Genomic DNA, 20741 nt, shown 5'->3' with positions numbered 1-20741 from the left:
TCCTGCTGCGCGGTAAGGGGCAGAGTCTACGACGACGGCTCGTCCTGCCGCGCGGCCAGTACCGCGTCGTACAGCTCGCGTTTGGACACCCCGGACGTCGCCACCTGCGCGCACGCGTCCTTCAGCCGCACTCCGTCCGACACCAGCCGTTCCACCTCGTCGACCAGCTCGGCCGGCTCCGCGATCTGCGCCGACGCGCCCTCGAGCACGACGGTGATCTCGCCGCGCGCACCGTCGGCCGCCCACTGCGCCAGCTCGGCGAGCGTGCCGCGACGCACCTCCTCGTAGGTCTTGGTCAGCTCCCGGCACACCGCGGCGCGCCGCTGCCCGCCGAGCACGTCGACGGCGTCGGCGAGGCACGCGGCGAGGCGATGCGGGGCCTCGAAGAACACCACCGCGCGCGGCTCGGCGGCGAGGGTCTGCAGCCAGGCGCGACGGGCGCCGACCTTGCGCGGTGGGAAGCCTTCGAAGCAGAACCGCTCGACCGGCAGCGCGGACAGCGCGAGTGCGGTGGTCACCGCGGACGGGCCGGGCAGGCACGTGACGGGCAGCCCGGCCGCGACGCACGCCGACACCAGGCGGTAGCCGGGGTCGCTGACGGACGGCATGCCGGCGTCGGTGACCAGCAGCACCGTCTTGCCGGCCTCGACGTCGGCGACCAACGCCGGCGTCCGGGCGGCCTCCACCTGGTCGTAGAAGCTGACCACCCGTCCGGTGACGGTGACCCCCAGCGCGGCGGCGAGCGCCCTGGTACGACGGGTGTCCTCGGCCGCGACGACGTCGGCGCTGCCGAGCGCGTCGCAGAGCCGTTTCGAGGCGTCGCCGATGTCGCCCATGGGGGTGGCGGCGAGCACGAGCCGGCCCTGTCCCGGATTGTCTGCCTGCATGCGTCTCAGCCTACGATCGGGGCGTGACCGTGACGGACGAGCGCCCTGCCGTGGCATCGGACCGCCGCCGGATGAACAGCCCGGGCCCGACGGTGCCCGCACCGGATTTCGGTCCGGTCGACCGCGGCCGGGGCTGGGTGGTGACGCTGTTCGTCACCGCGATCGCGGCGATCACCCGGTTCACGATGCTGCACTACCCCACCGACGCGAAGACGCCGGTGTTCGACGAGAAGCACTACGCCCCGCAGGGCTGGCAGGTACTCACCGGCGGCGGGATCGAGGACAACCCCGGATACGGCCTCGTCGTGCACCCGCCCGTGGGCAAGCAGCTCATCGCGCTCGGCGAGGCGCTGTTCGGTTACAACGGGTGGGGGTGGCGGTTCTCCGCCGCCGTCGCCGGGACGCTGCTGGTCCTGCTGGTGGTGCGGATTGTGCGGCGGCTGACCCGCTCGACCCTGCTCGGCGGCCTGGCGGGGATCCTGCTGATCGCCGACGGCGTCACGTTCGTCTCGTCGCGCCTCGGGATGCTGGACATCTTCCTGGCGCTGTTCGCGGTCGCCGCGTTCGGGTGCCTGATCGTCGACCGGGACGAGATGCGGGAACGCATGGCGCGCGTGCACGCCGAGGGACGCATCGCCGACACGGTGTGGGGTCCCCGGCTGGGCGTGCGGTGGTGGCGGTTCGGGGCCGGTGTACTGCTGGGTCTGGCGGTGGGCACCAAGTGGTCGGGGCTGTATCTGATCGCCTTCTTCGGGCTGATGTCGGTGGCGTTCGACGTCGCCGCCCGCCGGGCCTACGACGTGCAACGGCCGTGGCTCGGCACCGGGCTGCGCGACGTCGGTCCGGCGCTGTACGCGCTGGTGGTGGTGCCGCTCGGGGTGTACCTGGCGACGTTCTGGGCGTGGTTCGCCGGCGAGACCGGGGTGTACCGGCACGCGGTGGGTCGTCAGATCGGCACGGACGGGGCGTTCGCATTCGTGCCGGACGCCCTGCGGTCGCTGTGGTATTACAGCGCCTCCGTGCTCGAGTTCCACTCGGGGCTGACGAACTCGGCCGGCAACCTGCATCCCTGGGAGTCCAAGCCGTGGACGTGGCCGATGGGGCTGCGCCCGATGCTGTACTACTTCGCCGACGGCGAGCAGATCCGTGGGTGCGGCGGCGAGCAGTGCGTCAAGGCGGTCATGCTGGTGGGCACCCCGGCGATGTGGTGGCTGGCGCTGCCGATGCTCGCGTGGGGTGGGTGGCAGCTGCTGGTGCGGCGGGACTGGCGGTGGGCCGCGGTGCTCACCGGTTACACGGCGACGTTGCTGCCGTGGTTCGCGACGCTCGACCGGCAGATGTACTACTTCTACGCGGTCCCGCTCGCGCCCTTCCTGGTCATGGGGCTGGCGCTGGTGCTCGGCGACGTCCTCGGCTCGCCGCGGGCCTCGGCCGAGCGACGCTCGACCGGCCTGCTGGTCGTGTGCCTCTACGTCGGCCTGGTGGTGGCGAACTTCGTGTGGCTGTGGCCGATCCTCACCGCAGCGCCGATCACCGTGGAGACGTGGCAGCAGCAGTTGTGGCTGCCGAGCTGGCGGTGACGTCCGGCGGCGCGGCCCGCACGCCGACGGTCCGCTCGCGCTCGACGATGTCGACGATCGCGTAGCCGCAGCGCGAGAGCAGCGCGCTGATCCGCATGGACACCGGTCCGAGGGCGAGGCCGGGCGGCGGTTCGTCGAACACCCACAACTCGCCGGCGGGTCGCAGCAGCGATGCGACGGCCGTCGGCGCGGCCGGGTCCTCGCTGCGGAAACCGGGGACGTTGACGGCGAAGACCAGGTCGAACGATCCCGGCAGGTCGACGCCGGGGAATTCGCCGACGCGCAGTTCGGCGAGCCCGGCGTCGACTCCGTCCCGGTTGCGGCGACGAGCCCGATCGATCTGCGTGGCCGAGCGGTCCACCCCGACGACCCGGCCGCGGCGGCGCAGCCGCTCGCACACGAGCGCGACGGCGACACCCCCACCGCAGCCGATCTCGAGCACGTCGCTGCCCGGCTGCGGGTCCATGGCCTCGACCGCGAACGCGATCCGCGCCGGCACGGCACTACTCATTCGACGTCCGTTCTTCTCCGCGCCGCGCCGGGGACCGGTACTCGGCGCGGCGCAGCAACCGCCGACCGCGTGGGGACACCAGTGGATCCCGCGACAGGTCCCGGTACAAGGACACGCACAGACCCACCATGACGAGCACGAACGGCGCCGCCGCGATGATCGTCATGGTCTGCAAGGCGGTGAGGGCATCGGCACCGCCCGTCCACAGGAGCAGGGCGGCGACGCCGCCGGTGAGCACGCCCCAGAACACCACGACCCGACGGTGCGGGGAGAGTGTGCCGCGCTGGGACAGGGTGCCCATCACGATCGATGCGGCGTCGGCCCCCGAGACGAAGAAGATGGCCACGAGCACCATCACGACAGCGGCCGAGATCGTGAACAGCGGCAGATTCTCGAGCATGCCGAACAACTGCGCCTCGGTCGTGCCGACGTCGGCCAGGCCGAGGCCGTCGCGCTGCTCGCCGATGGCCGCACCACCGAACACCGCGAACCACACCAGGCTCACCGTGCTGGGAACGACGATGACCCCTACGACGAACTGGCGGACCGTGCGGCCACGGCTGATGCGGGCCAGGAACATCCCGACGAACGGCGTCCACGAGATCCACCATGCCCAGTAGAAGACGGTCCATGCGGAGAGCCACTCGGCGACCTCGGGGCTCGACGCCGCGGTACGAGCGGACATGCGGGCCAGATCGGCGGCATAGGCGCCGAGAGTGGTGGGTACGAGATTCAGGATCAGCACGGTGGGACCGACCACGAAGACGAACGCGGCGAGCGCGAGCGCGAGCACCATGTTGATGTTGGACAGCCACTGGATGCCACGAGCCACACCGGACACCGCGGAGGCGACGAAGGCTGCTGTGAGCAGCGCGATGATCGCCACGAGCAGCAGCACCCCCGTCTCCTCGAGCCAACCGGTCACCGCGAAGCCGGACCCGATCTGCAGGGCCCCGAGGCCGAGCGAGGCAGCAGTGCCGAACAGCGTGGCGAACAGGGCGAGGATGTCGATGACCTTCCCGGCGGGTCCCTCGGCGCGGCGGCCGAGCAGCGGCAGGAAGGCGGAACTGATCAGCTGCTTACGCCCCTTGCGGTAGGTGCCGTAGGCGATGGCCAGACCCACCACGGCATAGATCGACCACGGGTGCAGGCTCCAGTGGAACATCGTCGTCGCCATCGCCGGTCCCACGCCCCCGGCTGTGCCCGGCGGCGGGGTCACGAAATGGGCCAGGGGCTCGGCGACACCGAAGAACATCAGGCCGATGCCCATACCGGCGCTGAACATCATCGCAATCCAGCTGACGGTGCGGAACTCCGGCACCTCGTCGTCCTTGCCGAGCGGGATCCGTCCGAACCGGCTCAGGGCCAGCCAGATCGAGAAGACCACGAAACCCGACGCGGTGAGCACGAACAGCCACCCCAGGTTGACCACCAGCCAGTCCAGTACCGCCCCCGTCACGGCGGCGAAATTGTCCGGTGCGAGCAGCCCCCAGACGACGATCGACACCACGATCAGGGCCGTCGGGACGAACACGGCCGGATCGATCACCGGTGCGGTCCGTCGGCGCAGCCCTCCCGGGCGAACCGAAACGAGCCGGCCACGCTGAGCGTCGTGCGGATCCGTCGGTTCGTCCGAAAGGCCCATGATGTAAACCTCGTCCACTTCCCTGCGGAGCGCAACCGTCACCGCTCCGGGGGAAGTCGGACGAGTCACGCGCCCCGCAGCGCCGCGACGACGAATTCGAGCACCTCGTCGTCGGACATGCCGAGGGTGCGCAGTTCGCGGACGTAGCCGGTGGCGGCGCGCTGGGCGAGCGTGCGGGTGGGGTCACCGGACTCGGCGACGAACGTGCCCGCCCGGCCCCGAGTCTCGATGATGCCGAGATGCTCGAGCTCCCGGTAGGTCTTGGCCACGGTGTTCGGGGCGATGCCGAGGTGTTCGGCCAGCCCGCGGACGGTGGGAAGCTTGGTGCCGGCGATCAGCTCGTCGCGCCGCACCATCGTGACGATCCGCTGGCGCAGCTGCTCGTACGGCGGGACCGGCGAGTCGGGGTCGATGACGATGTCGAGCATCGGGGCGTCCTCAGGTGGGCAGGTGGTGCGTCGAGGCTAACAGTGCGGGCCGACCGTCCCCGACTGCGCCGCGGGGGCCGCCTCAGACCCGCGCCCTGTCCTCGTCGGCGTCCGCGGCCCGGGTGTAGCTGCCGGTCTCAAGCAGGTCGCGGATCTGGATCAGCAGGTCGGTCTCGCTCAGCGGCTTGTCGCCCTCCTCCTTGGGGGCGAACCGGGCCTTGGCGGTGTTCACCGGCAGGATCAGCACGAAGTAGACGACCGCGGCGATCAACAGGAAGTTGATCACCGCCGACACCACGGCACCGATGTTGACGAACGTCTCCGGGCTCGAGGTGATCTGGAATCCCCAGCCGTACTCGTTCGCGCCGCCCACCGAGGCCACGAGCGGGTTGACGATGTGGTTGGTGAAGGCGGTGACGATGGCCGTGAACGCGGCCCCGACGACCACCGCGACGGCGAGCTCGACCACGTTCCCGCGCAGCAGAAAATCCCGGAATCCCTTCAGCACGACACCTCTCCTGTCCTTCACCGACGCCGGACGATGGTAGAGACCGGCCGCGCCGCACTCAACCGGAGCGGGTGCGGCACGGCAGAATGTGGCCATGGCAACGACCGCGACGATCTACCACAACCCCCGGTGCAGCACGTCCCGCAACACCCTGAAGGTGCTGCAGGAGGCGGGCCTCGAGCCGACCGTCGTCAAGTACCTCGAGACCCCGCCGTCGCGCGACGGGCTGCGCAAGCTGCTCGACGACGCCGGACTCGTGCCGAGCCAGGCGATCCGGCGGAAGGAGTCACTGTTCGCGGAGCTGAACCTGGCGGACGCCTCCGAGGACGAGCTGCTCGACGCGATGGTGAAGCACCCGATCCTCATCGAGCGGCCGATCGTGGTCACCGACAAGGGCACCGTGCTCGCCCGCCCGGTGGAGAAGGTGCGCGAGATCCTCTAGGGTCCGGCCGCTCGCCCGCGCCGGACGCGCCGGTCAGCCGCGGGCGAGCGGGCAGGACATGCAGCGCGGCCCGCCGCGTCCGGAGCCCAGTTCGGACCCGGCGATCCGCAGCACCTCGATGCCCGCGTCCTCGAGGCGGGTGTTGGTCTCGATGTTGCGTTCGTAGGCGACCACCACGCCGGGCGCGAGGGCGAGGGTGTTGTTGCCGTCGTCCCACTGTTCACGCTCGGCGACGACCGGATCGAGGCCGGTGTCGATGACGCGGAGCTTCTCGATGCCCATCGCGTCGGCGGCCGCCTCGAGGAACCCGCGCGGCCCGCCGATCCGGACGTCGCCGTTCTCCCGGCGCAGAGTGAAGGCCTGCAACGTTTCCCGCACCGCGGGGTACATCACCACGGCGTCGACGTCCACCATGGTGCACACGGTGTCCAGATGCATCGAGGCCCGCTGCTGCGCGATCGGCACCGCCAGCACGGTGTGCGCGAGACCGTCCTCGAAGACGCTGCGCGCCAACGCTTCCGCACCCGCCGGTGTCGTGCGCTCCCCCACGCCCACGGCCACGACTCCCGGGCCGAGCAGCAGCACGTCGCCGCCCTCGACCGGCGCCGTGTGCGATTCGTAGGCGCGGCGCACCCCCAGGAACCGCGGGTGGAACGCGTAGATCAGGTCGGTGATCGAGGCCTCCCGGCGCCGGGCCGGCAGTGCCAGGGTGGGGATCGCGACCCGCGGGCCGATCCAGAACGACGAGTCGCGGGTGAACAGCAGGTTCGGCAGCGGCTCGATCACGAAGTCGGCTCCGTGATGCATCAACCGCACCAGCGACGGCGCGGCTCCGAGGCCCGCGACGGGCAGTTCGTCGAACGTCATGCCCGCGACGAGGACGCGGGTGAGATCCGCGGCGGACATCGCGCGCAGGTGCGCGGCGAGTTCCTGCGCCAGCCCGTGCCCGAGCCGGCGCGGATCCACCGCGGACGACACCCCCTGGACGCGGGCGGCCCCGCTGACCTCGAGGGTCTCGGTGAGCAGGTCGGACAGGAGCAGCACCTCCACCCCCCGCCCGCGCAGCAGGTCGACGAACGCGTCGTGTTCCTCCTGCGCCCGCGCCACCCACGGCAGCGCGTCGAACAGCAGCTGGTCGTTGTTGCGGGGAGTCAGGCGTTCGAGCTCCGCGCCCGGCCGGTGCATCAGCACCGCCCGCAGCGACCCCACCTCGGAATCCACACCCAGCTGAGCGTTCATGAATAAGACCGTAATGCCGTGGGCCACCGCGCGGCGCGCCGAAACTCCGCGAAGCCGGCCGGGCGCCCGCCCGGCGATGGCAGGATCGACGGTGCCCGACGACCGAGGAGACCCACATGACCGACACCGGCCCGCTCGGTGATCTCGCCGCCTTCGCCGGCCGCTGGGTGGGCGGCGGCGAAGGCCACTACCCCACCATCGAGGACTTCACCTACAACGAGACCATCGAGTTCACCCCCACCCCGGGCAAGCCGTTCCTGATGTACGTCAGCCGCACGAAGAACCCGGGCACCGGTCAGCCGATGCACACCGAGAACGGATACCTCCGTCTCGCCGATCACGAGGTGGAGCTGCTCGTCTCCCAGCCGACCGGGTTCGTGGAGATCCAGCGGTCGCGGCTCACCCACGGCGTCCTCGACTTCACCACCGTGCACCTCGAGCGCTCTCCCCACGCGAAGCCGGTGCACGAGCTGCGGCGGCGGTTCGTCCTCGACGGCGACGAACTGTCCTACGACCTGTGGATGGCGCACGCCCAGACCCCGCTCACCCACCACCTGCACGCCCGGCTGCGACGCGCCGGATAACCGTTCACAGCAGGCCGCGCTCGCGCGCCGCCGCGACCGCCGCGGTGCGCGAATCCACGCCCAGCTTCGAGAAGGCATGCACCAGATGGGACTTGACGGTGGCCTCGCTCACGAACAGTTCCTTGGCGACGGCCCGGTTGGAGAGCCCCCGCGCCACCGCGCCGAGCACCTCGATCTCGCGGGCGCTCAGCTCCACCCGCGGCGTCTGCATGCTGCGGTAGAGCCGTTGCGCCACACCGGGATCCAGCACGGTTTCGCCCCGGGCGGCCCGGGCCACCGCGTCGACGAGCACGGCCGGGTCGGCGTCCTTGAGCAGATACCCGGCCGCCCCCGCCTCGACCGCGCGCAGGATGTCGGAGTCGGTGTCGTAGGTGGTCAGCACCAGCACCTTCGGCGGATCCGGCGCGGAAGCCAGTTCGGCCGTCGCCTGCGCCCCGTCCATCCCGGGCCCGAGCCGCAGGTCCATCAGCACCACGTCCGGGCGGTGCGCCGCGTTCTGCGCGACGGCCTCCCGACCGGACGCAGCCTCGGCCACCACCTCGAGCCCGGGCTCCGACGCGAGGAGGGCGCGCAGCCCCGCCCGCACGACGGGATGGTCGTCGACGAGCAGTATCCGGATCACGGCAGCACCCGCACGGGAAGCGTTGCCGCCACGGCGGTTCCGTCGCCCGGCGCCGACTCGAGGAACACCGTGCCGCCCAGCTCGGCGAGCCGCTCCCGCATGGCGGTGAGCCCGAACCCACCGCCCGAGCCCGCGTCGCGGACGTCGAAGCCGACGCCGTCGTCGACCACGTCGAGCCGGACCTCGTCCGGGGTGTAGGCGAGGGTGACCCGCACGCGGCGCGCGTGGGCGTGCAGCCGGACGTTCGCCAGCGCGCTCTGCGCCACCCGCAGCAGCGCGACGTCGAATCCCGTGGGCAGCGGCAACGGTTCGCCGTCCACGCGCAGTGCCGCGTCGATGCCGGTGTCGGCACGCAACCGGTCCAGGATGCGGCCGAGGGCCGCCGCGAGCGGCGCATCGTCGAGATCGGACGGTCGCAGCTTGTCGACGACCCGGCGGGCCTCGACGAGATTGCGCCGTGCCGTCTCCTCGATCCGGCCGAGCAGCGCCACGGTGTCGTCGCCGGCCCGCAGCCCGGCGCGGGCGAGCAGCAGGATCGACGAGAAGCCCTGGGCGAGGGTGTCGTGGATGTCGCGGGCCAGCCGGGCCCGCTCGGCGGTGGCACCGGTCTCCCGCTGCAACCGCACCAGCTCGTCCTGGGCGTCGAGCAGTTCGCGGTGTGCCTCGGTGAGCTCGGCGAGCAGCGCGTCGCGCTGCTCGGCGTCGCGCACGAGCTGCCGGTAGATCAGGGCCGTGCCGGACGCGACGAGCGCCCCGAACAACGGGCCGACGACGGCGGCCGTGGCGTTGGCCGTGCCGTGGCCCAGGCTCGCGGCGATCGCGACCGCCGTCAGAGCCGCCGTCGCGGCGAACGCGGCGATCGTGGGCAGCAGGTGGAAGCACAGGAAGAACAGCGCGAAGGCGAGCCACACGAAATCCGGTGCGAGCACCACCAGCGCCAGCCAGCCGGCCAGCAGCACCGCCAGCCAGATCCCGCCGCGGGACCCGCGCCGGGCGAACCACAGCCCCGAGATGTACCAGGCGAATTCGGCGCCCGCGAGGACCAGCACCCCCGGGGTGCCGCCGCCGCGCAGCACCCCGACGAGCAGCAGCAGTACGAACAGCGCGTGCTGGCCCAGCTGCATCGCACGCAGCACCGGGACCGTCCCCTCGGGGCGGTGCTGTCGGGCGGTCTGCATTTCACCGACGCTAACACCGCCGCGCACGCCGCCGCCTCCCACTTTCGATTGATCCGGGAACCCATCCACCGAGCGATGCGTCGGCATCGCCGCACCGGGCACCGTGGAACTCATGTTCCTCGCACTGCGCGATCTGCGCTTCGCCACGGGGCGCTTCGCCGTCATGTCGGCGGTGCTCGTCCTGGTCTCGTTTCTCGTCGTCATGCTCTCCGGCCTCACCGCGGGCCTGGGCAACCAGTCGATCGCCGCGATCCGCGGCATCGGTGCCGATCACTTCGCCCTCGACGGCGGTGACACCGATCCGTCCGACCTGTCGTTCGGGGAGTCCACCGTCACGGACGCGCAGCGCACCGCCCTCGCCGCGCAACCCGGCGTGACCGACACCGCCGTGCTCGGCGTTGCCCCCGGACGCGTCGGTGCGGGCGGGCGCGAGGTGATGGCGGCACTGTTCGGGGTCGCTCCCGGTTCCTTCGCGGCACCGGCGGCCCTGCGCCCGGCGACGGCGGCGGTCGACGCGCAACTCGCCACCGACAACGGCTGGACGCCGGGCACCGTCCTGACCGTCGGCGGGCGGGAGGTCACCCTCACCGCTCTCGTCGAGGACTCCTACTACAGCCATCAGCCCGTGGTGTGGCTCGACCTCGGGACCTGGCGCGAACTCCCCGCGACGGCCGGCGCCGACGGGACGGTGATCGCGCTGCGGACCGGTCCCGGGTTCGACTGGGCGGCGGCCGCGGCCGCGACCGGCACGAGCGTCCTCGACACGTCCGCGACCCTGAACACCGTCGGCTCGTACACCTCCGAACGCGGGTCGCTGCTGCTGATGCAGGGCATGCTGCTCGTCGTCGGCGCCCTCGTCGTGGGTGCGTTCTTCACGGTGTGGACGGTCCAGCGCAGCCGGGACATCGCGGTGCTGCGCGCGGTCGGCGCCTCCACCTCCTACCTGCTGCGCGACGCCCTCGGACAGGCCGCGGTGGTGCTCGTGCTCGGCACCGGCCTGGGCACCGTCGCCGCGACAGCCGCGGGAGCGGCCGCAGCCACCGTCGTGCCGTTCACGCTGAGCGCGGCCACGACCGTGCTGCCGTTCGTCGCGCTGGTCGGGGTCGGCCTCCTCGGGGCCGCGGCGGCCGTCGCACGCATCGGCTCCGTCGACCCGCTCACCGCGCTCGCCGCGGCCCACTGAGCTGTTCGAGACACCAACGCTGTTCGAGACACCGACGCTGTTCGAGACACCGACGCTGTTCGAAAGACACCGACCCGTTCGAGAAAGGCACCACCATGAGCGTGCGGCTCACCGACATCGTCCTCACCTATCCCGACGGCGACGCCACGCTGCGCGTCCTCGACGGCCTGGACTTCCACGCCGAGCCCGGCGAGACGGTCGCCGTCACCGGTCCGTCCGGATCCGGCAAGTCGAGCCTGCTGGCCGTCGCGGGGCTGCTCACCGTGCCCGACTCCGGGCGGGTCGTCCTCGACGGCGTGGACACCACGGGCCTCGACGCGGCGGCCCGCACGCGGCTGCGGCGCGAACGGATCGGCTTCGTGTTCCAGCAGGCGAATCTGCTTCCCTCGCTGACCGCCACCGAACAGCTCTCGCTGATCGCGCACCTGAGCGGGCGCCGGCTCGACCGGGCCCGCGCCCGCGACCTGCTCGCCGCGGTGGGCCTGACGCAGCAGGCCGACCGCCGCCCGCACCAGCTCTCCGGCGGGCAGCGGCAGCGGGTCGCGATCGCCCGGAGCCTGGTCAACGATCCGGCGGTGCTGCTGGTCGACGAGCCGACTTCGGCGCTGGACGCCGAGCGCAGCCGGGAGATCGTCGAGCTGCTCGAACGGATGGCACGCGAACGCGACGTCGCCGTCGTGATGGTCACGCACGATCGGGAGGCGCTGCGGGCGGGAACACGGCTGCGCGAGTTCGCCCTCGACAAGACGCCCGCCTGAGCGTCACCGGCGGGTACGCACCGCCTCGAGCGTGCGGGAGAAGTAGTTGTTGGCGAGCTGCATCACCACGTTGTACGGAGGCGCGAACTTGCGGGCCCACCAGTAACCGAAGCGCACGTCGAACGACGTGTACACCAGGAAACGGTTCTTCCGGATCCCGGCGAGGATGCACCCGGCGACCTTCTCCGGCGACGCGGCGTGCCGCTCGAACCGCGAGGTGAGCTTTCGGGCAGCCGGATGGTCGCGGTCCACGCCGACGATCTGCACCGAGTTCACCAGCGGGGTACGCACAGCGCCGGGCACGACGAGCGAGACCCCGATGCGGTGCCGGTGCAGGTCGAAGCGCAGCACCTCGGAGACTCCGCGCAGGCCGAACTTGCTCGCGCTGTACGCCGCGTGCCACGGCAGGGCCAGCAGGCCCGCCGCGGAGGAGACGTTGACGAGGTGCCCGCCGCGGCCGGCCTCGATCATGGGGGGCACGAAGTTCTCGATGACGTGGATCGGGCCCATCAGGTTGACATCGACCATCTGCTTCCAGTGGCGGTGCTCGAGGGCGTCGACCGTGCCCCACACCGACGTTCCGGCGACGTTGGCGACCACGTCGAGGGCGCCGGCGCGGTCGTGGACGTCGGCGGCGAAGGCGGTGACCGCGTCGTAGTCGGAGATGTCGAGGGCGGCGGCGTGCAGCACCGACCCACCCCCTTCGCGCACCGTCCGCACCGTGTCGTCGAGACCGTCGGCGGCGAGGTCGGTGAGCACCAGTTCGGCACCCTCCGCGGCGGCGGCCAGGGCCAGCGCCCGGCCGATGCCGCTGGCCGCCCCGGTCACGAGGAACTTCCGGCCCCGCAGGTCCTTGATCGCCATCTCCGCCCCCGATTCGTCGTGTGCGGGTCACCTTAGCGCGGCGCGATCCGCCGCGGCGCCGCGCGGGCGCCGCGGTGAGAGAGAGGGGCTGAGGGCGTATGGGACCGCCGGCCGCGCGCTCGACAGTGCGTGTGCGCGACGAATGCGCGCGGGCGGCACCGATGCGCGCGGACGGCTCAGAGGCGCTGGGCCATCTCCTCCTGGTACTTGCGGATCGTCTCCTCGATGCCGTCGGCGTCGGCCTCGCGCCCTTCGCTGCGGGCGCTGTCGGCACGTTCGCGGAGCACTCGAATAGCGCGCCGCAGTTCGTCGTCACTCATTCTGTGTTCCATGTCACACAGTCTCCCCGACCGCGGGCCGGTTCGGCCGGCAATCGGCGGCACGGCATCGACGACGAAGGGCGCCTCCCTGTCCGGGAGACGCCCTTCGGTGGTGGAGCTGAGGGGAATCGAACCCCTGACCTCTTCGATGCGAACGAAGCGCGCTACCAACTGCGCCACAGCCCCGCAGGTTCCGTTCGGAACCGCTCGCAAACTGTAGCAAACGTGCGAGCCGGAGACGAAATTGCGGTATCGGCACAGGTCACGGCGGCGGACAATCGACATGTGGATGCAGTGCGCCTCCGCGGGGACCAGGCCCTGCGGGAGGGTCGGTGGGCCGCCGCGCTGGCCGACCTGACGTCGGTGGCGGCCGCGACCGACGATCCGGCGGCGTGGCTCGGCGTCGGCGAGGCGTCGTGGTGGCTCGGGCGCCTCGACGACAGCGTCGCCGCCTATCGCAGGGCCTACACGACGGCTCTCCGGAGCGGCGACCGAGAGAGTGCGGTTCGCTGCGCGGCGTGGCTGAGCATCAGCTACACGTCCGATTTCGGCAATCGGTCGGTGGCCCACGGTTGGGTCCGCCGGGCGCAGCGACTGCTGCCCGAGGGCGCACCGGGCGCGTTGCACGCCCTGGTGTGGGTGGCACACGCCCACCGCCTGCTCCCGGACGCCGCAGCGGCCGGACCGTGGGCGGCGCGCGCCCTGGACGCCGCACACCGATGCGGCGACCGGGATCTCGAACTGGTGGCACTCGCCCAGTCCGGTCACGTGGCTGTCGCCCGGGGCGACCTGGAACCCGGATTCGCGCTGCTGGACGAGGCCGCGGCGGCCGCTCTGGGCGATGCGGACCGCCGATTCGACACCGTCGTGTTCGTCTGCTGCGACATGCTGGGCGCGTGTGCGCTCGCCGGCGACACCCGTCGCGCCGACGAGTGGTGCCGCGTCGCCGAGGACTTCACCTCCCGCTGGGGGTGTCCCTTCCTGTACGTCGAGTGCCGCACCCTCTACGGGGCATTGCTGCTCACCGCGGGCCGTTGGGCGGAGGCGGACCGGCTCCTGACGGCGGTTCTCACGCTCGACGAGAAGGTCTGCCCCGCCGTCCACGCGCGCGCCGTCGCGGCCCTCGCCACGCTCCGGGTCCGGCAGGGGCGGCTCGACGAGGCCCGGGCGATGCTGGACCGATCCCGCCGCCCGACCACGGAATTGGACACCGCCCGCGCCGAGGTCGCCCTCGCCGACGGCGATCCCGCAACCGCCCGGCGGCTGCTCGAACGTCACGGCACCACATCCCTGCTGTGTGCCCGGGCCCAGGCGGCCACGGGCGACCTGAACGCGGCGACGACCACCGCGGCGGCGCTCGATCCCGACGGTCCCGAGGCGGTGGAGGCGTCGGCGCTGACTGCCGCGGCGCAGGGCTGCGTGGCGGCCGCCGTCGATGCCTTCGAGACGGCCGCCGCTCGCTGGGCGGACCGCTCGGCGCCGTTCGAGGAGGCCCGATGCCTGCTCGAATTGGCCGAGTCGGCGATGAACGACGATCCTGTCCTCGCGACCGCACGCGGGCGAACGGCGGTGACGATCTTCCGGGAACTCGGAGCCGTCGCCGCCGCGGACCGTTCCGCGGCCGTGTTGCGGCGTCTCGGGGTGCGCGGCCCCGGCATCGGCGCCACCACTCGCGCCGGCCCGGATCTCGACAGCGACCTCACCGCCCGCGAACGCGAAGTACTGGACCTGCTCGCGAGGGGTTTGACGAATCCGGAGATCGCCGGCCGGCTGTTCGTCTCCCGCAAGACGGTGGCGCACCACGTGAGCCACATCCTCCGCAAGCTCGGCGTGCGGAACCGCTCGGAGGCCGCCGCGTATGCCGCCGCCCACCCGGAAGATGGGTCACCTGCCCGATGCGCGGCACCCGGGCGCGGCGCCATCCTCGGTGTATGACGAACACAAGCGAGAACTTCGGGATTTCACCGGCGGCCGCGGAGGTGTACGAGTCACGCTTCGTACCCGCGATCTTCGCGCAGTGGGCGCCACGGCTGCTGGACCAGGCTGCGATCACGACGGGCACGCGGGTGCTGGACGTGGCATGCGGAACCGGGATCGTCGCGCGCGTAGCCGCCGACCGGGTAGGCCCGTCGGGACGGGTGGTCGGTGTCGATGCCAGTGAGGCCATGCTGGCGGTGGCACGTCGGTTGCGTCCCGACCTCGAATGGCACCGGGGTGACGCCGGCGCGCTGCCGTTCGCGGACGGTTCGTTCGATGCGGCGCTGTGCCAGATGGCGCTGATGTTCTTTCCCGATCGTGCACGGGCACTGCGCGAGATGCGCCGCGTGGCGACGGAGATGGTCGCCGTGTGTGTGCCGGCCGCGTTGGACGAGCAGCCGGCATACCGAGACTTCGTCGACGTCGCGGTGCGGCACGCCGGCCCGCCCGCGGCATCCCTCCTGGGCACCTACTGGAGTTGCGGGGACCGCGACGAACTACGGGGATGGTTCCGCGACGCCGGACTCACCGTCGATCGGTTCACCACGCACACCGGAAGCGCGCGGTTCCCGTCCGTGGATGCGATGGTGGCGACCGAGGTCGAGGGCAGCCCGTTGATCGAACGGCTCGACGCCGGAACGTACGAGGCGATCACCTCGGAGGCCCGAACGGTGCTGGCCCGGTTCACCGACCCGGACGGCTCGGTGTCGGCGCCTCTCGTGGCACACATCGTCACCGCGCGCTGAATACGCCCCGCTCCGAGCGAATGTATCGCCCGCTACCGCTGAGGAGATGAACGATACATTCGCTCGGCCCGAACGGATCGGTGACTACTCCCCGGAGGCCCGACGCACCGGGTAGTCGTCGGCGTCGTAACGGGGTTCGTACGTCTCGTGGGCGGGCTCGTCGTCCGTGTAGTGGTCCAGGTGCTCGAACACCGGGTCCTCGTCGTCCACCTCGAGCACCACCGCGCCGGGGCGTCGCAGCCGGGCCGGGACCAGCCGCAGCTCGTCGTCACTGTGTGACTCGACGCCGAGCCGCGAACGGTTCAGGCGCGCCATGCGACGGCGGCGGATCTCCTGCTCGACACGCACCTGGCGACGGAGGTAGATCAGGTAGCCGGCGAGGGCAGCCGTCGCCACCGTGCACAGCCACCACAGGGCCGACGAGACGATGAGGGCGAGGGCGGCGGTGATGATCGCGGCGAACAGCAGGCCGAGCACGGTGCGCTGCCGGAACTCGTAGCGCGCGGCCCTGGCCATGGCGTCGGCCTGCGGGTCGAATCCGCCGCGTCCGCGGCGCTGGGGCACGAACTCCCGGGCGGGAGCCCGGTCGGGACGCTCCTCGAAGTCGAAGTCGATGTCGGTGTCGTGGTCGGTGTCGAGCTGTGTGTCCATGCGGTCCTCCGCTGGGTGGCGGTGTCTGCGGTCGTCCACCGTGCGGGCGCGACCGGAGTCGTCGCCGGCTGTGGGACGGGCGGAATCCCGACTCGGACGCCAGTGGGGGTCGGTGCGATGACCGGCGGCCGGCCCGCGCGGGGCGAGTGGCTCGTCGTCACCTCGGTGCAGGACCCGGGTTGCGAGTGCGGCGTCGGTCGTCTGGCGAATACGGGGGCGCTTCGTGACCAGCATGGGCACCAGAACGAACAACCACACGGCAACCAGCCCGATCCACAGGAGCGAGTTCGGCATTTCGGCGGCCCTCCTCCCAGTTGTCGCCTACCAGTCCGTCGACGCCACTGACCCCGTCAGGTTAGCGGCCCCGAAGCCGTCACCCGGACAGAAACGCCGACTCAGATGACTACAGCTGTCACACGAGTCACGCGAATCATGTGACACTCTCTTCACTCTAGTCACAGAGATATAGGACCGTGTGGGTATTACTACGCAGCGATGCACGTAATCTGCGTTACAAGATCAGGCCCAGGTGGCCCGGCCGCCCCGGATCAGCACATCGGACACGCTTCCGGGGACCTCCTCGACCGTCATCGCGACCAGCAGATGGTCGCGGAACCGCCCGTCGACGTCGAGGTAGCGCCGCAGCAGGCCCTCCTCCCGGAAGCCGACGTTGCGCAGGACCGCGCGGCTCGCAACGTTCTCCGGCCGCACCGTGGCCTCCACCCGGTGCAGTCCGGCCGGCCCGAAGCAGTGGTCGAGCCCCAGCGCCACCGCCGCTGTCGCCACGCCCAGGCCGTTGACATGCTTGGCCACCCAATACCCGATCCACGCCGACCGCAGCGCGCCGCGCACCACGTTGCCCACGGTGATCTGCCCGCAGAACTCGCCGTCGAGCTCGATCGCCATCGGCAGCATGTGGCCCCGGCGGGCCTCCGCCCGCAGGCTGCGGTACAGCCCCGGCCACACGGTGATGTGATGGCGCATCTCCCACGGCACGTCGCCGGTGGGTTCCCACGGCTCGAGATGCGCCCGGTCCCGGATCCGCAACCGGCTCCACGCCGCCGCGTCCCGCAGCCGGATCGGCCGCACCGTGACCAGGCCGCCGGCCACCCGCAGCGGGCCCAGCTCCGCCGGCCATCCCGGATGACGGGTCATCAGCCGCGCTGTCCGAGGAAGGCGACGTCCACCGGATCCCCGGTGCGCACCTCGGTCACCTCCGGCTCGATCAGCACCAGGCAGTTCGCCTCGGCCAGGGTCGCCAGCAGGTGCGACGACGCGCCCGCCGCCCCACCGAGCGCCTGGACCATGTACTCGCCGGTCGCCTCGTCGCGCATCAGCTGCCCCCGCAGGAATCCCTTGCGGTCCGGGATCGAGGTGATCGGCGTGACGGTGCGGGCGGTGACGACGCGGCGCATCGGCTGCCGGCGGCCGAGCGCGATACGGATCAGCGGCCGCACCATCACCTCGAACACGACCAGCGCGCTGACCGGGTTGCCCGGCAGCAGGAAGGTGGGCACCTCGTCGCGGCCGAGCTGGCCGAACCCCTGCACCGAACCGGGGTGCATCGCCACCCGCTCCACTTCGAGCTTGCCGAGGTCCGACAACGCCTCGCGCACGTCCTCGAGCGCGCCGCCACCGACGGCTCCCGCGACGACGACGATCTCGGAGCGGATCAGCTGGCCCTCGACGACCTCCCGCAGGCGCTTCGGGTCGGTGCTGGCGATCCCCACGCGGTTGACGTCCGCGCCGGCGTCGCGGGCGGCCGCCGCGAGCGCGTACGAGTTGACGTCGTACACCTGGCCGGGGCCCGGAGTGCGGTCCACGTCCACGAGTTCGCCGCCGATGGAGATCACCGAGAGCCGGGGACGCGGATGGACCAGCACCTTGTCGCGGCCGACCGCCGCGAGCAGCCCGACCTGGGCGGCCCCGATGATGGTGCCGGCCCGGACCGCGACGTCACCGGGCTGGACGTCGTCGCCGGCGCGACGCACGTAGTCGCCGGTCCGGACGGGACGCAGGACCTTGATGCGCGCGCGGCCACCGTCGGTGCGGGCGAGCGGGAGGACGGCGTCGGCGAGGGTCGGCAGCGGCGCCCCGGTGTCCACCCGCACGGCCTGCCGTGGCTGCAGCCGGATCGGTTGACGCGAGCCGGCCGAGACCTCCCCCACCACGGGCAGGGTCAGCTCGATCGGCTCGCCGTCCTCGCCGGTCCGGTCGGTGCCCGCCCCCTGGACATCGACGCTGCGGACCGCGTAACCGTCGATCGCGGCCTGGTCGAAGCCGGGCAGTGGCCGCTCGGTGACCACTTCCTCCGCGCAGAGCAGCCCCTGGGCCTCGGAGATGGCGACCCGGACCGGCCGTGGCGCCACCGCCGCCGCCGTGACCCTGGCCTGTTGATCCTCGACCGACCGCATACCGCTTCTCGTCCTCCCGACCTGTCGCGCCGTCAGTGCTTCAGGCGCTCGACCAGCCACTCCCGCAGGGAGGGGCCGTACTCCTCGCTGTTCAACGCAGAGTCAACCGCAGCGCGCAGATAGCCGCCGGGATTTCCGAGGTCGTGTCGAGTGCCGCGATGCACCACCACGTGCACGGGGTGACCCTCCTCGATGAGCAGGGCGATCGCATCGGTGAGCTGCAGTTCGCCGCCCGCACCGGGGGTGATCCGGCGCAGCGCGTCGAAGATCGCTCGATCGAGCAGATAGCGGCCGGCAGCGGCGAAGGTGGACGGCGCATCCTCGGGCGCCGGCTTCTCGACCATGCCGACGACCTTCAGCACGTCCGGGTTGACGGCGTCGGGCACCTCCTCGACGTCGAAGACGCCGTAGGCGCTCACCTGGTCCTTGGGCACGTCGATCGCGCACAGCACCGTGCCGCCGCGCTTGGCACGCACCCGCTGCATGGTCTCGAGGACGCCGCGCGGCAGCACGAGGTCGTCCGGGAGCAGCACCGCGATGGAGTCCTCGTCCGGATCGAGGGCGACCTCGGCACACGCGACGGCGTGCCCGAGCCCGAGCGGCTTCTCCTGCACCACCGACTCCACCTCGAGCAGGCCCGGCGCCTTGCGGACCTTCTCGAGCAGGTGGTACTTGCCGCTCTCCTTCAGCTTCGACTCGAGGACCAGGTCCTCGACGAAATGCGCGACGACGCCGTCCTTACCCGGAGCCGTCACGATCACCAGGCGCTCGGCACCCGAGTCCGCGGCCTCCCCCGCCACGAGCTCGATTCCGGGCGTGTCCACCACCGGAAGAAGTTCCTTCGGCACGGTCTTGGTCGCGGGCAGAAAGCGCGTACCGAGACCGGCCGCGGGAACCACCGCCGTCCGGAAGTGGCCGGCTTCACCGGTCGCTCTGTTCGTCATAAACACCCACCCTAACTTTCGGCTACCACCCGGTAGATACGTCAGATCCTAAGGTGGCGGATATGAGCGCACTCTCCAAGTCGGAATGGCGGGCCCGAATCGTTGCTGCGCGACGGGCCCGCAGCGACGGGGAGCGCCGCGGCGAGGACGACGCCCTCGCCGCGGCGGCACGGTCGCTGGCCCCCGCCCGGGCGACGGTCTGCGCGTACGTGCCGGTCGGTTCGGAACCCGGGGCGTTGTCCCTGCTCGACGCCCTGCGCGAGGCCGGAAACCGGGTGCTGCTCCCGCTCACCCGCCCGGACAGCACCCTGGACTGGGCGCAGTACACCGGCCCCGGCGCCCTCGCCCCCGCCGGGTACGGCCTGCTCGAACCCACCGGGCCGGCGCTGGGCCCGGAGGAGGTGCGGCGGGCGCACACCGTGGTGGTGCCGGCGCTCGCAGTGGACGAGCGCGGCGTGCGGCTCGGTCGCGGGGCCGGCTTCTACGACCGGACCCTGCACCTCGCCGCCGCCGACGCCGTCCTGGTCGCGGTGGTCCGGGACGACGAACTCGTGCCGGAGCTGCCGGAGGATCCCCACGACATCCGGATGGGCTGGGCCCTGACCCCCGGCCGCGGCCTGGTGCCGCTGAACGGGTCGCGCGACACCGGGAATAGAGCACCCAGGTAGCCACGTTGGCACTGTCGGCTGTAGAGTGCTAATGCTGCGGTCGCCAACCAATTCGCGGAGGATCCACCGGTGCCCACTTACTCCTATGCCTGTACGTCCTGCGACAACCGATTCGACATCGTGCAGTCGTTCACCGACGACGCCCTGACGGAATGCAACGAGTGCTCGGGCAAGCTGCGCAAGCTGTTCAATTCGGTCGGCATCGTCTTCAAGGGCAGCGGCTTCTACCGCACCGACTCCCGCGGCGGAGGCAGCACCGCCAGCGAGCCGGCCAAGTCCGACTCGTCGTCCGGCAGTTCGTCGAGCACCTCGTCGTCGGACTCCTCGTCGTCGAGCACCTCGTCGGCACCGGCCGCAGCCGCGAGCTGACACAGTTCATCCACAGGCGGACGGTTCATCCACAGTCCGCCCGTGACCGGCACTTCACCGGGCCGGCGGGCACGGCCGAACTCGTAGGGTTCGGACCATGCCCGCCGGTCCGTTCTCGTTCCCGCCCCTGCGGAATCCGCTCGATCCCACCCTGCCAGACCGCCTCACGGCCCTGATACGGCCGGGCTGGGCGCGCACCGTCGCCGTCCGCCGCGCGATCGCG

23 protein-coding genes, 1 tRNA gene and 1 pseudogene are annotated in these 20741 nt (G+C 71.7%); 10 read left to right on the top strand and 15 right to left on the bottom strand.

What is annotated here, in order from left to right:
• Nucleotides 1-26: 26 nt before the first annotated feature.
• Nucleotides 27-887 carry a 16S rRNA (cytidine(1402)-2'-O)-methyltransferase gene (gene rsmI, locus CQZ88_RS29325; RefSeq protein WP_102800654.1) on the bottom strand — a complete coding sequence of 287 codons (861 nt, stop codon included), beginning with the start codon at nt 885-887 and terminating at the stop codon, nt 27-29.
• 71 nt (nt 888-958) lie between these two features.
• On the opposite strand from rsmI, the gene CQZ88_RS29320 reads away from it, so the two are divergent.
• The gene (locus CQZ88_RS29320; RefSeq protein WP_180987105.1) at nt 959-2467 is read left to right on the top strand and encodes a dolichyl-phosphate-mannose--protein mannosyltransferase; all 1509 of its coding nucleotides are present in this window, start codon (nt 959-961) and stop codon (nt 2465-2467) included.
• Here the strand turns inward: CQZ88_RS29320 and CQZ88_RS29315 are convergent.
• From CQZ88_RS29315 to mscL, 4 genes are all read right to left on the bottom strand, one after another.
• Nucleotides 2418-2978, bottom strand: coding sequence for a cyclopropane-fatty-acyl-phospholipid synthase family protein (locus tag CQZ88_RS29315; RefSeq protein WP_231771894.1), 561 nt, complete (start codon nt 2976-2978; stop codon nt 2418-2420). The genes CQZ88_RS29320 and CQZ88_RS29315 overlap by 50 nt on opposite strands.
• Entirely contained in the window at nt 2971-4623 is a 1653-nt protein-coding gene (locus CQZ88_RS29310; protein WP_102800661.1) for a BCCT family transporter, read from the bottom strand. The genes CQZ88_RS29315 and CQZ88_RS29310 overlap by 8 nt, the downstream gene beginning before the upstream one ends.
• 65 nt (nt 4624-4688) lie before the next feature.
• A complete protein-coding gene (locus CQZ88_RS29305; protein WP_006944937.1) occupies nt 4689-5051 on the bottom strand; it encodes a GntR family transcriptional regulator in 363 nt (120 codons plus the stop codon).
• Between the two features lie 82 nt (nt 5052-5133).
• The gene (mscL, locus tag CQZ88_RS29300; protein ID WP_029542060.1) at nt 5134-5559 is read right to left on the bottom strand and encodes a large conductance mechanosensitive channel protein MscL; all 426 of its coding nucleotides are present in this window, start codon (nt 5557-5559) and stop codon (nt 5134-5136) included.
• Between the two features lie 94 nt (nt 5560-5653).
• Between mscL and arsC the strand changes: the two genes are divergently transcribed.
• Nucleotides 5654-6001 (top strand): arsenate reductase (glutaredoxin), encoded by a 348-nt coding sequence (arsC, locus tag CQZ88_RS29295; protein WP_065922886.1) that lies wholly within the window; start codon nt 5654-5656, stop codon nt 5999-6001.
• Nucleotides 6002-6034: 33 nt separating this feature from the next.
• On the opposite strand, the gene arcA is transcribed toward arsC, so the two are convergent.
• Nucleotides 6035-7240: an arginine deiminase gene (gene arcA / locus CQZ88_RS29290; RefSeq protein ID WP_006944942.1), complete on the bottom strand. Its 1206-nt coding sequence runs from the start codon at nt 7238-7240 to the stop codon at nt 6035-6037.
• A 116-nt stretch (nt 7241-7356) separates the two neighbouring features.
• Between arcA and CQZ88_RS29285 the strand changes: the two genes are divergently transcribed.
• Nucleotides 7357-7824, top strand: a complete 468-nt coding sequence (locus CQZ88_RS29285; protein ID WP_006944943.1) for an FABP family protein — start codon at nt 7357-7359, stop codon at nt 7822-7824.
• Between the two features lie 4 nt (nt 7825-7828).
• On the opposite strand, the gene CQZ88_RS29280 is transcribed toward CQZ88_RS29285, so the two are convergent.
• Nucleotides 7829-8446 carry a response regulator transcription factor gene (locus CQZ88_RS29280; protein WP_006944945.1) on the bottom strand — a complete coding sequence of 206 codons (618 nt, stop codon included), beginning with the start codon at nt 8444-8446 and terminating at the stop codon, nt 7829-7831.
• Nucleotides 8443-9624: a sensor histidine kinase gene (locus CQZ88_RS29275; RefSeq protein ID WP_065922887.1), complete on the bottom strand. Its 1182-nt coding sequence runs from the start codon at nt 9622-9624 to the stop codon at nt 8443-8445. Before CQZ88_RS29275 ends, CQZ88_RS29280 begins: the two co-directional genes overlap by 4 nt.
• Nucleotides 9625-9736: 112 nt before the next feature.
• Here CQZ88_RS29275 and CQZ88_RS29270 point away from each other — a divergent pair, with 112 nt between their 5' ends.
• On the top strand, nt 9737-10807 hold the full coding sequence (locus tag CQZ88_RS29270; RefSeq protein WP_102800660.1) for an FtsX-like permease family protein: 1071 nt from the start codon (nt 9737-9739) through the stop codon (nt 10805-10807).
• Between the two features lie 95 nt (nt 10808-10902).
• On the top strand, nt 10903-11565 hold the full coding sequence (locus tag CQZ88_RS29265; RefSeq protein ID WP_006944950.1) for an ABC transporter ATP-binding protein: 663 nt from the start codon (nt 10903-10905) through the stop codon (nt 11563-11565).
• 3 nt (nt 11566-11568) lie between these two features.
• Here the strand turns inward: CQZ88_RS29265 and CQZ88_RS29260 are convergent, their stop codons facing one another.
• From CQZ88_RS29260 to CQZ88_RS29255, 3 genes are all read right to left on the bottom strand, one after another.
• Entirely contained in the window at nt 11569-12429 is an 861-nt protein-coding gene (locus CQZ88_RS29260) for an SDR family oxidoreductase (RefSeq protein WP_006944952.1), read from the bottom strand.
• A gap of 176 nt (nt 12430-12605) precedes the next feature.
• Nucleotides 12606-12749 (bottom strand): hypothetical protein, encoded by a 144-nt coding sequence (locus tag CQZ88_RS30140; protein ID WP_006944955.1) that lies wholly within the window; start codon nt 12747-12749, stop codon nt 12606-12608.
• 110 nt (nt 12750-12859) lie between these two features.
• Nucleotides 12860-12935 (bottom strand) — tRNA-Ala (locus CQZ88_RS29255).
• A 99-nt stretch (nt 12936-13034) separates the two neighbouring features.
• On the opposite strand from CQZ88_RS29255, the gene CQZ88_RS32335 reads away from it, so the two are divergent.
• Together CQZ88_RS32335 and CQZ88_RS29245 are read left to right on the top strand one after the other, a co-directional pair.
• Nucleotides 13035-14684 (top strand): LuxR family transcriptional regulator, encoded by a 1650-nt coding sequence (locus CQZ88_RS32335; protein ID WP_276207666.1) that lies wholly within the window; start codon nt 13035-13037, stop codon nt 14682-14684.
• Nucleotides 14681-15472, top strand: a complete 792-nt coding sequence (locus CQZ88_RS29245) for a methyltransferase domain-containing protein (protein WP_006944958.1) — start codon at nt 14681-14683, stop codon at nt 15470-15472. Before CQZ88_RS32335 ends, CQZ88_RS29245 begins: the two co-directional genes overlap by 4 nt.
• 84 nt (nt 15473-15556) lie before the next feature.
• On the opposite strand, the gene glpR is transcribed toward CQZ88_RS29245, so the two are convergent.
• From glpR to CQZ88_RS29225, 4 genes are all read right to left on the bottom strand, one after another.
• Entirely contained in the window at nt 15557-16417 is an 861-nt protein-coding gene (glpR, locus tag CQZ88_RS29240; protein WP_065922889.1) for a gephyrin-like molybdotransferase receptor GlpR, read from the bottom strand.
• A gap of 225 nt (nt 16418-16642) precedes the next feature.
• On the bottom strand, nt 16643-17278 hold the full coding sequence (locus CQZ88_RS29235) for a GNAT family N-acetyltransferase (protein WP_029542046.1): 636 nt from the start codon (nt 17276-17278) through the stop codon (nt 16643-16645).
• Entirely contained in the window at nt 17278-18537 is a 1260-nt protein-coding gene (gene glp, locus CQZ88_RS29230) for a gephyrin-like molybdotransferase Glp (protein WP_102800652.1), read from the bottom strand. Before glp ends, CQZ88_RS29235 begins: the two co-directional genes overlap by 1 nt.
• 32 nt (nt 18538-18569) lie before the next feature.
• The gene (locus CQZ88_RS29225; protein WP_006944965.1) at nt 18570-19481 is read right to left on the bottom strand and encodes a UTP--glucose-1-phosphate uridylyltransferase; all 912 of its coding nucleotides are present in this window, start codon (nt 19479-19481) and stop codon (nt 18570-18572) included.
• Between the two features lie 62 nt (nt 19482-19543).
• On the opposite strand from CQZ88_RS29225, the gene CQZ88_RS29220 reads away from it, so the two are divergent.
• The 3 genes and pseudogenes from CQZ88_RS29220 to CQZ88_RS32465 form a co-directional block, all read left to right on the top strand.
• A complete protein-coding gene (locus tag CQZ88_RS29220) occupies nt 19544-20149 on the top strand; it encodes a 5-formyltetrahydrofolate cyclo-ligase (RefSeq protein WP_006944966.1) in 606 nt (201 codons plus the stop codon).
• Between the two features lie 69 nt (nt 20150-20218).
• Nucleotides 20219-20518: an FmdB family zinc ribbon protein gene (locus tag CQZ88_RS29215; protein ID WP_006944967.1), complete on the top strand. Its 300-nt coding sequence runs from the start codon at nt 20219-20221 to the stop codon at nt 20516-20518.
• Nucleotides 20519-20615: 97 nt separating this feature from the next.
• Nucleotides 20616-20741 (top strand): annotated as a pseudogene (locus CQZ88_RS32465) (flagellar biosynthesis protein FlgA); the annotation flags it as partial.

The sequence above is a fragment of the Rhodococcus sp. ENV425 genome (assembly GCF_002887785.1).
Taxonomy (GTDB): Bacteria; Actinomycetota; Actinomycetes; order Mycobacteriales; family Mycobacteriaceae; genus Rhodococcus; species Rhodococcus aetherivorans.
Note: the sequence above shows the minus strand (reverse complement) of the source record. Positions and strands in the feature narration are given on the sequence as shown.

Bases quoted from the DNA above. Each gene is read 5' to 3' on its own strand.
- CQZ88_RS29315 (WP_231771894.1), bottom strand. From the start codon at position 2,978: ATGAGTAGTGCCGTGCCGGCGCGGATCGCGTTCGCGGTCGAGGCCATG.
- arsC (WP_065922886.1), top strand. From the start codon at position 5,654: ATGGCAACGACCGCGACGATCTACCACAACCCCCGGTGCAGCACGTCC.
- CQZ88_RS29245 (WP_006944958.1), top strand. From the start codon at position 14,681: ATGACGAACACAAGCGAGAACTTCGGGATTTCACCGGCGGCCGCGGAG.
- CQZ88_RS30140 (WP_006944955.1), bottom strand. From the start codon at position 12,749: ATGAGTGACGACGAACTGCGGCGCGCTATTCGAGTGCTCCGCGAACGT.
- CQZ88_RS29320 (WP_180987105.1), top strand. From the start codon at position 959: ATGAACAGCCCGGGCCCGACGGTGCCCGCACCGGATTTCGGTCCGGTC.
- CQZ88_RS29305 (WP_006944937.1), bottom strand. From the start codon at position 5,051: ATGCTCGACATCGTCATCGACCCCGACTCGCCGGTCCCGCCGTACGAG.
- CQZ88_RS29275 (WP_065922887.1), bottom strand. From the start codon at position 9,624: ATGCAGACCGCCCGACAGCACCGCCCCGAGGGGACGGTCCCGGTGCTG.
- arcA (WP_006944942.1), bottom strand. From the start codon at position 7,240: ATGAACGCTCAGCTGGGTGTGGATTCCGAGGTGGGGTCGCTGCGGGCG.
- rsmI (WP_102800654.1), bottom strand. From the start codon at position 887: ATGCAGGCAGACAATCCGGGACAGGGCCGGCTCGTGCTCGCCGCCACC.
- CQZ88_RS29225 (WP_006944965.1), bottom strand. From the start codon at position 19,481: ATGACGAACAGAGCGACCGGTGAAGCCGGCCACTTCCGGACGGCGGTG.
- CQZ88_RS29265 (WP_006944950.1), top strand. From the start codon at position 10,903: ATGAGCGTGCGGCTCACCGACATCGTCCTCACCTATCCCGACGGCGAC.
- CQZ88_RS29260 (WP_006944952.1), bottom strand. From the start codon at position 12,429: ATGGCGATCAAGGACCTGCGGGGCCGGAAGTTCCTCGTGACCGGGGCG.
- CQZ88_RS29310 (WP_102800661.1), bottom strand. From the start codon at position 4,623: ATGGGCCTTTCGGACGAACCGACGGATCCGCACGACGCTCAGCGTGGC.
- CQZ88_RS29235 (WP_029542046.1), bottom strand. From the start codon at position 17,278: ATGACCCGTCATCCGGGATGGCCGGCGGAGCTGGGCCCGCTGCGGGTG.
- glpR (WP_065922889.1), bottom strand. From the start codon at position 16,417: ATGCCGAACTCGCTCCTGTGGATCGGGCTGGTTGCCGTGTGGTTGTTC.
- CQZ88_RS29270 (WP_102800660.1), top strand. From the start codon at position 9,737: ATGTTCCTCGCACTGCGCGATCTGCGCTTCGCCACGGGGCGCTTCGCC.
- CQZ88_RS29220 (WP_006944966.1), top strand. From the start codon at position 19,544: ATGAGCGCACTCTCCAAGTCGGAATGGCGGGCCCGAATCGTTGCTGCG.
- CQZ88_RS29285 (WP_006944943.1), top strand. From the start codon at position 7,357: ATGACCGACACCGGCCCGCTCGGTGATCTCGCCGCCTTCGCCGGCCGC.
- glp (WP_102800652.1), bottom strand. From the start codon at position 18,537: ATGCGGTCGGTCGAGGATCAACAGGCCAGGGTCACGGCGGCGGCGGTG.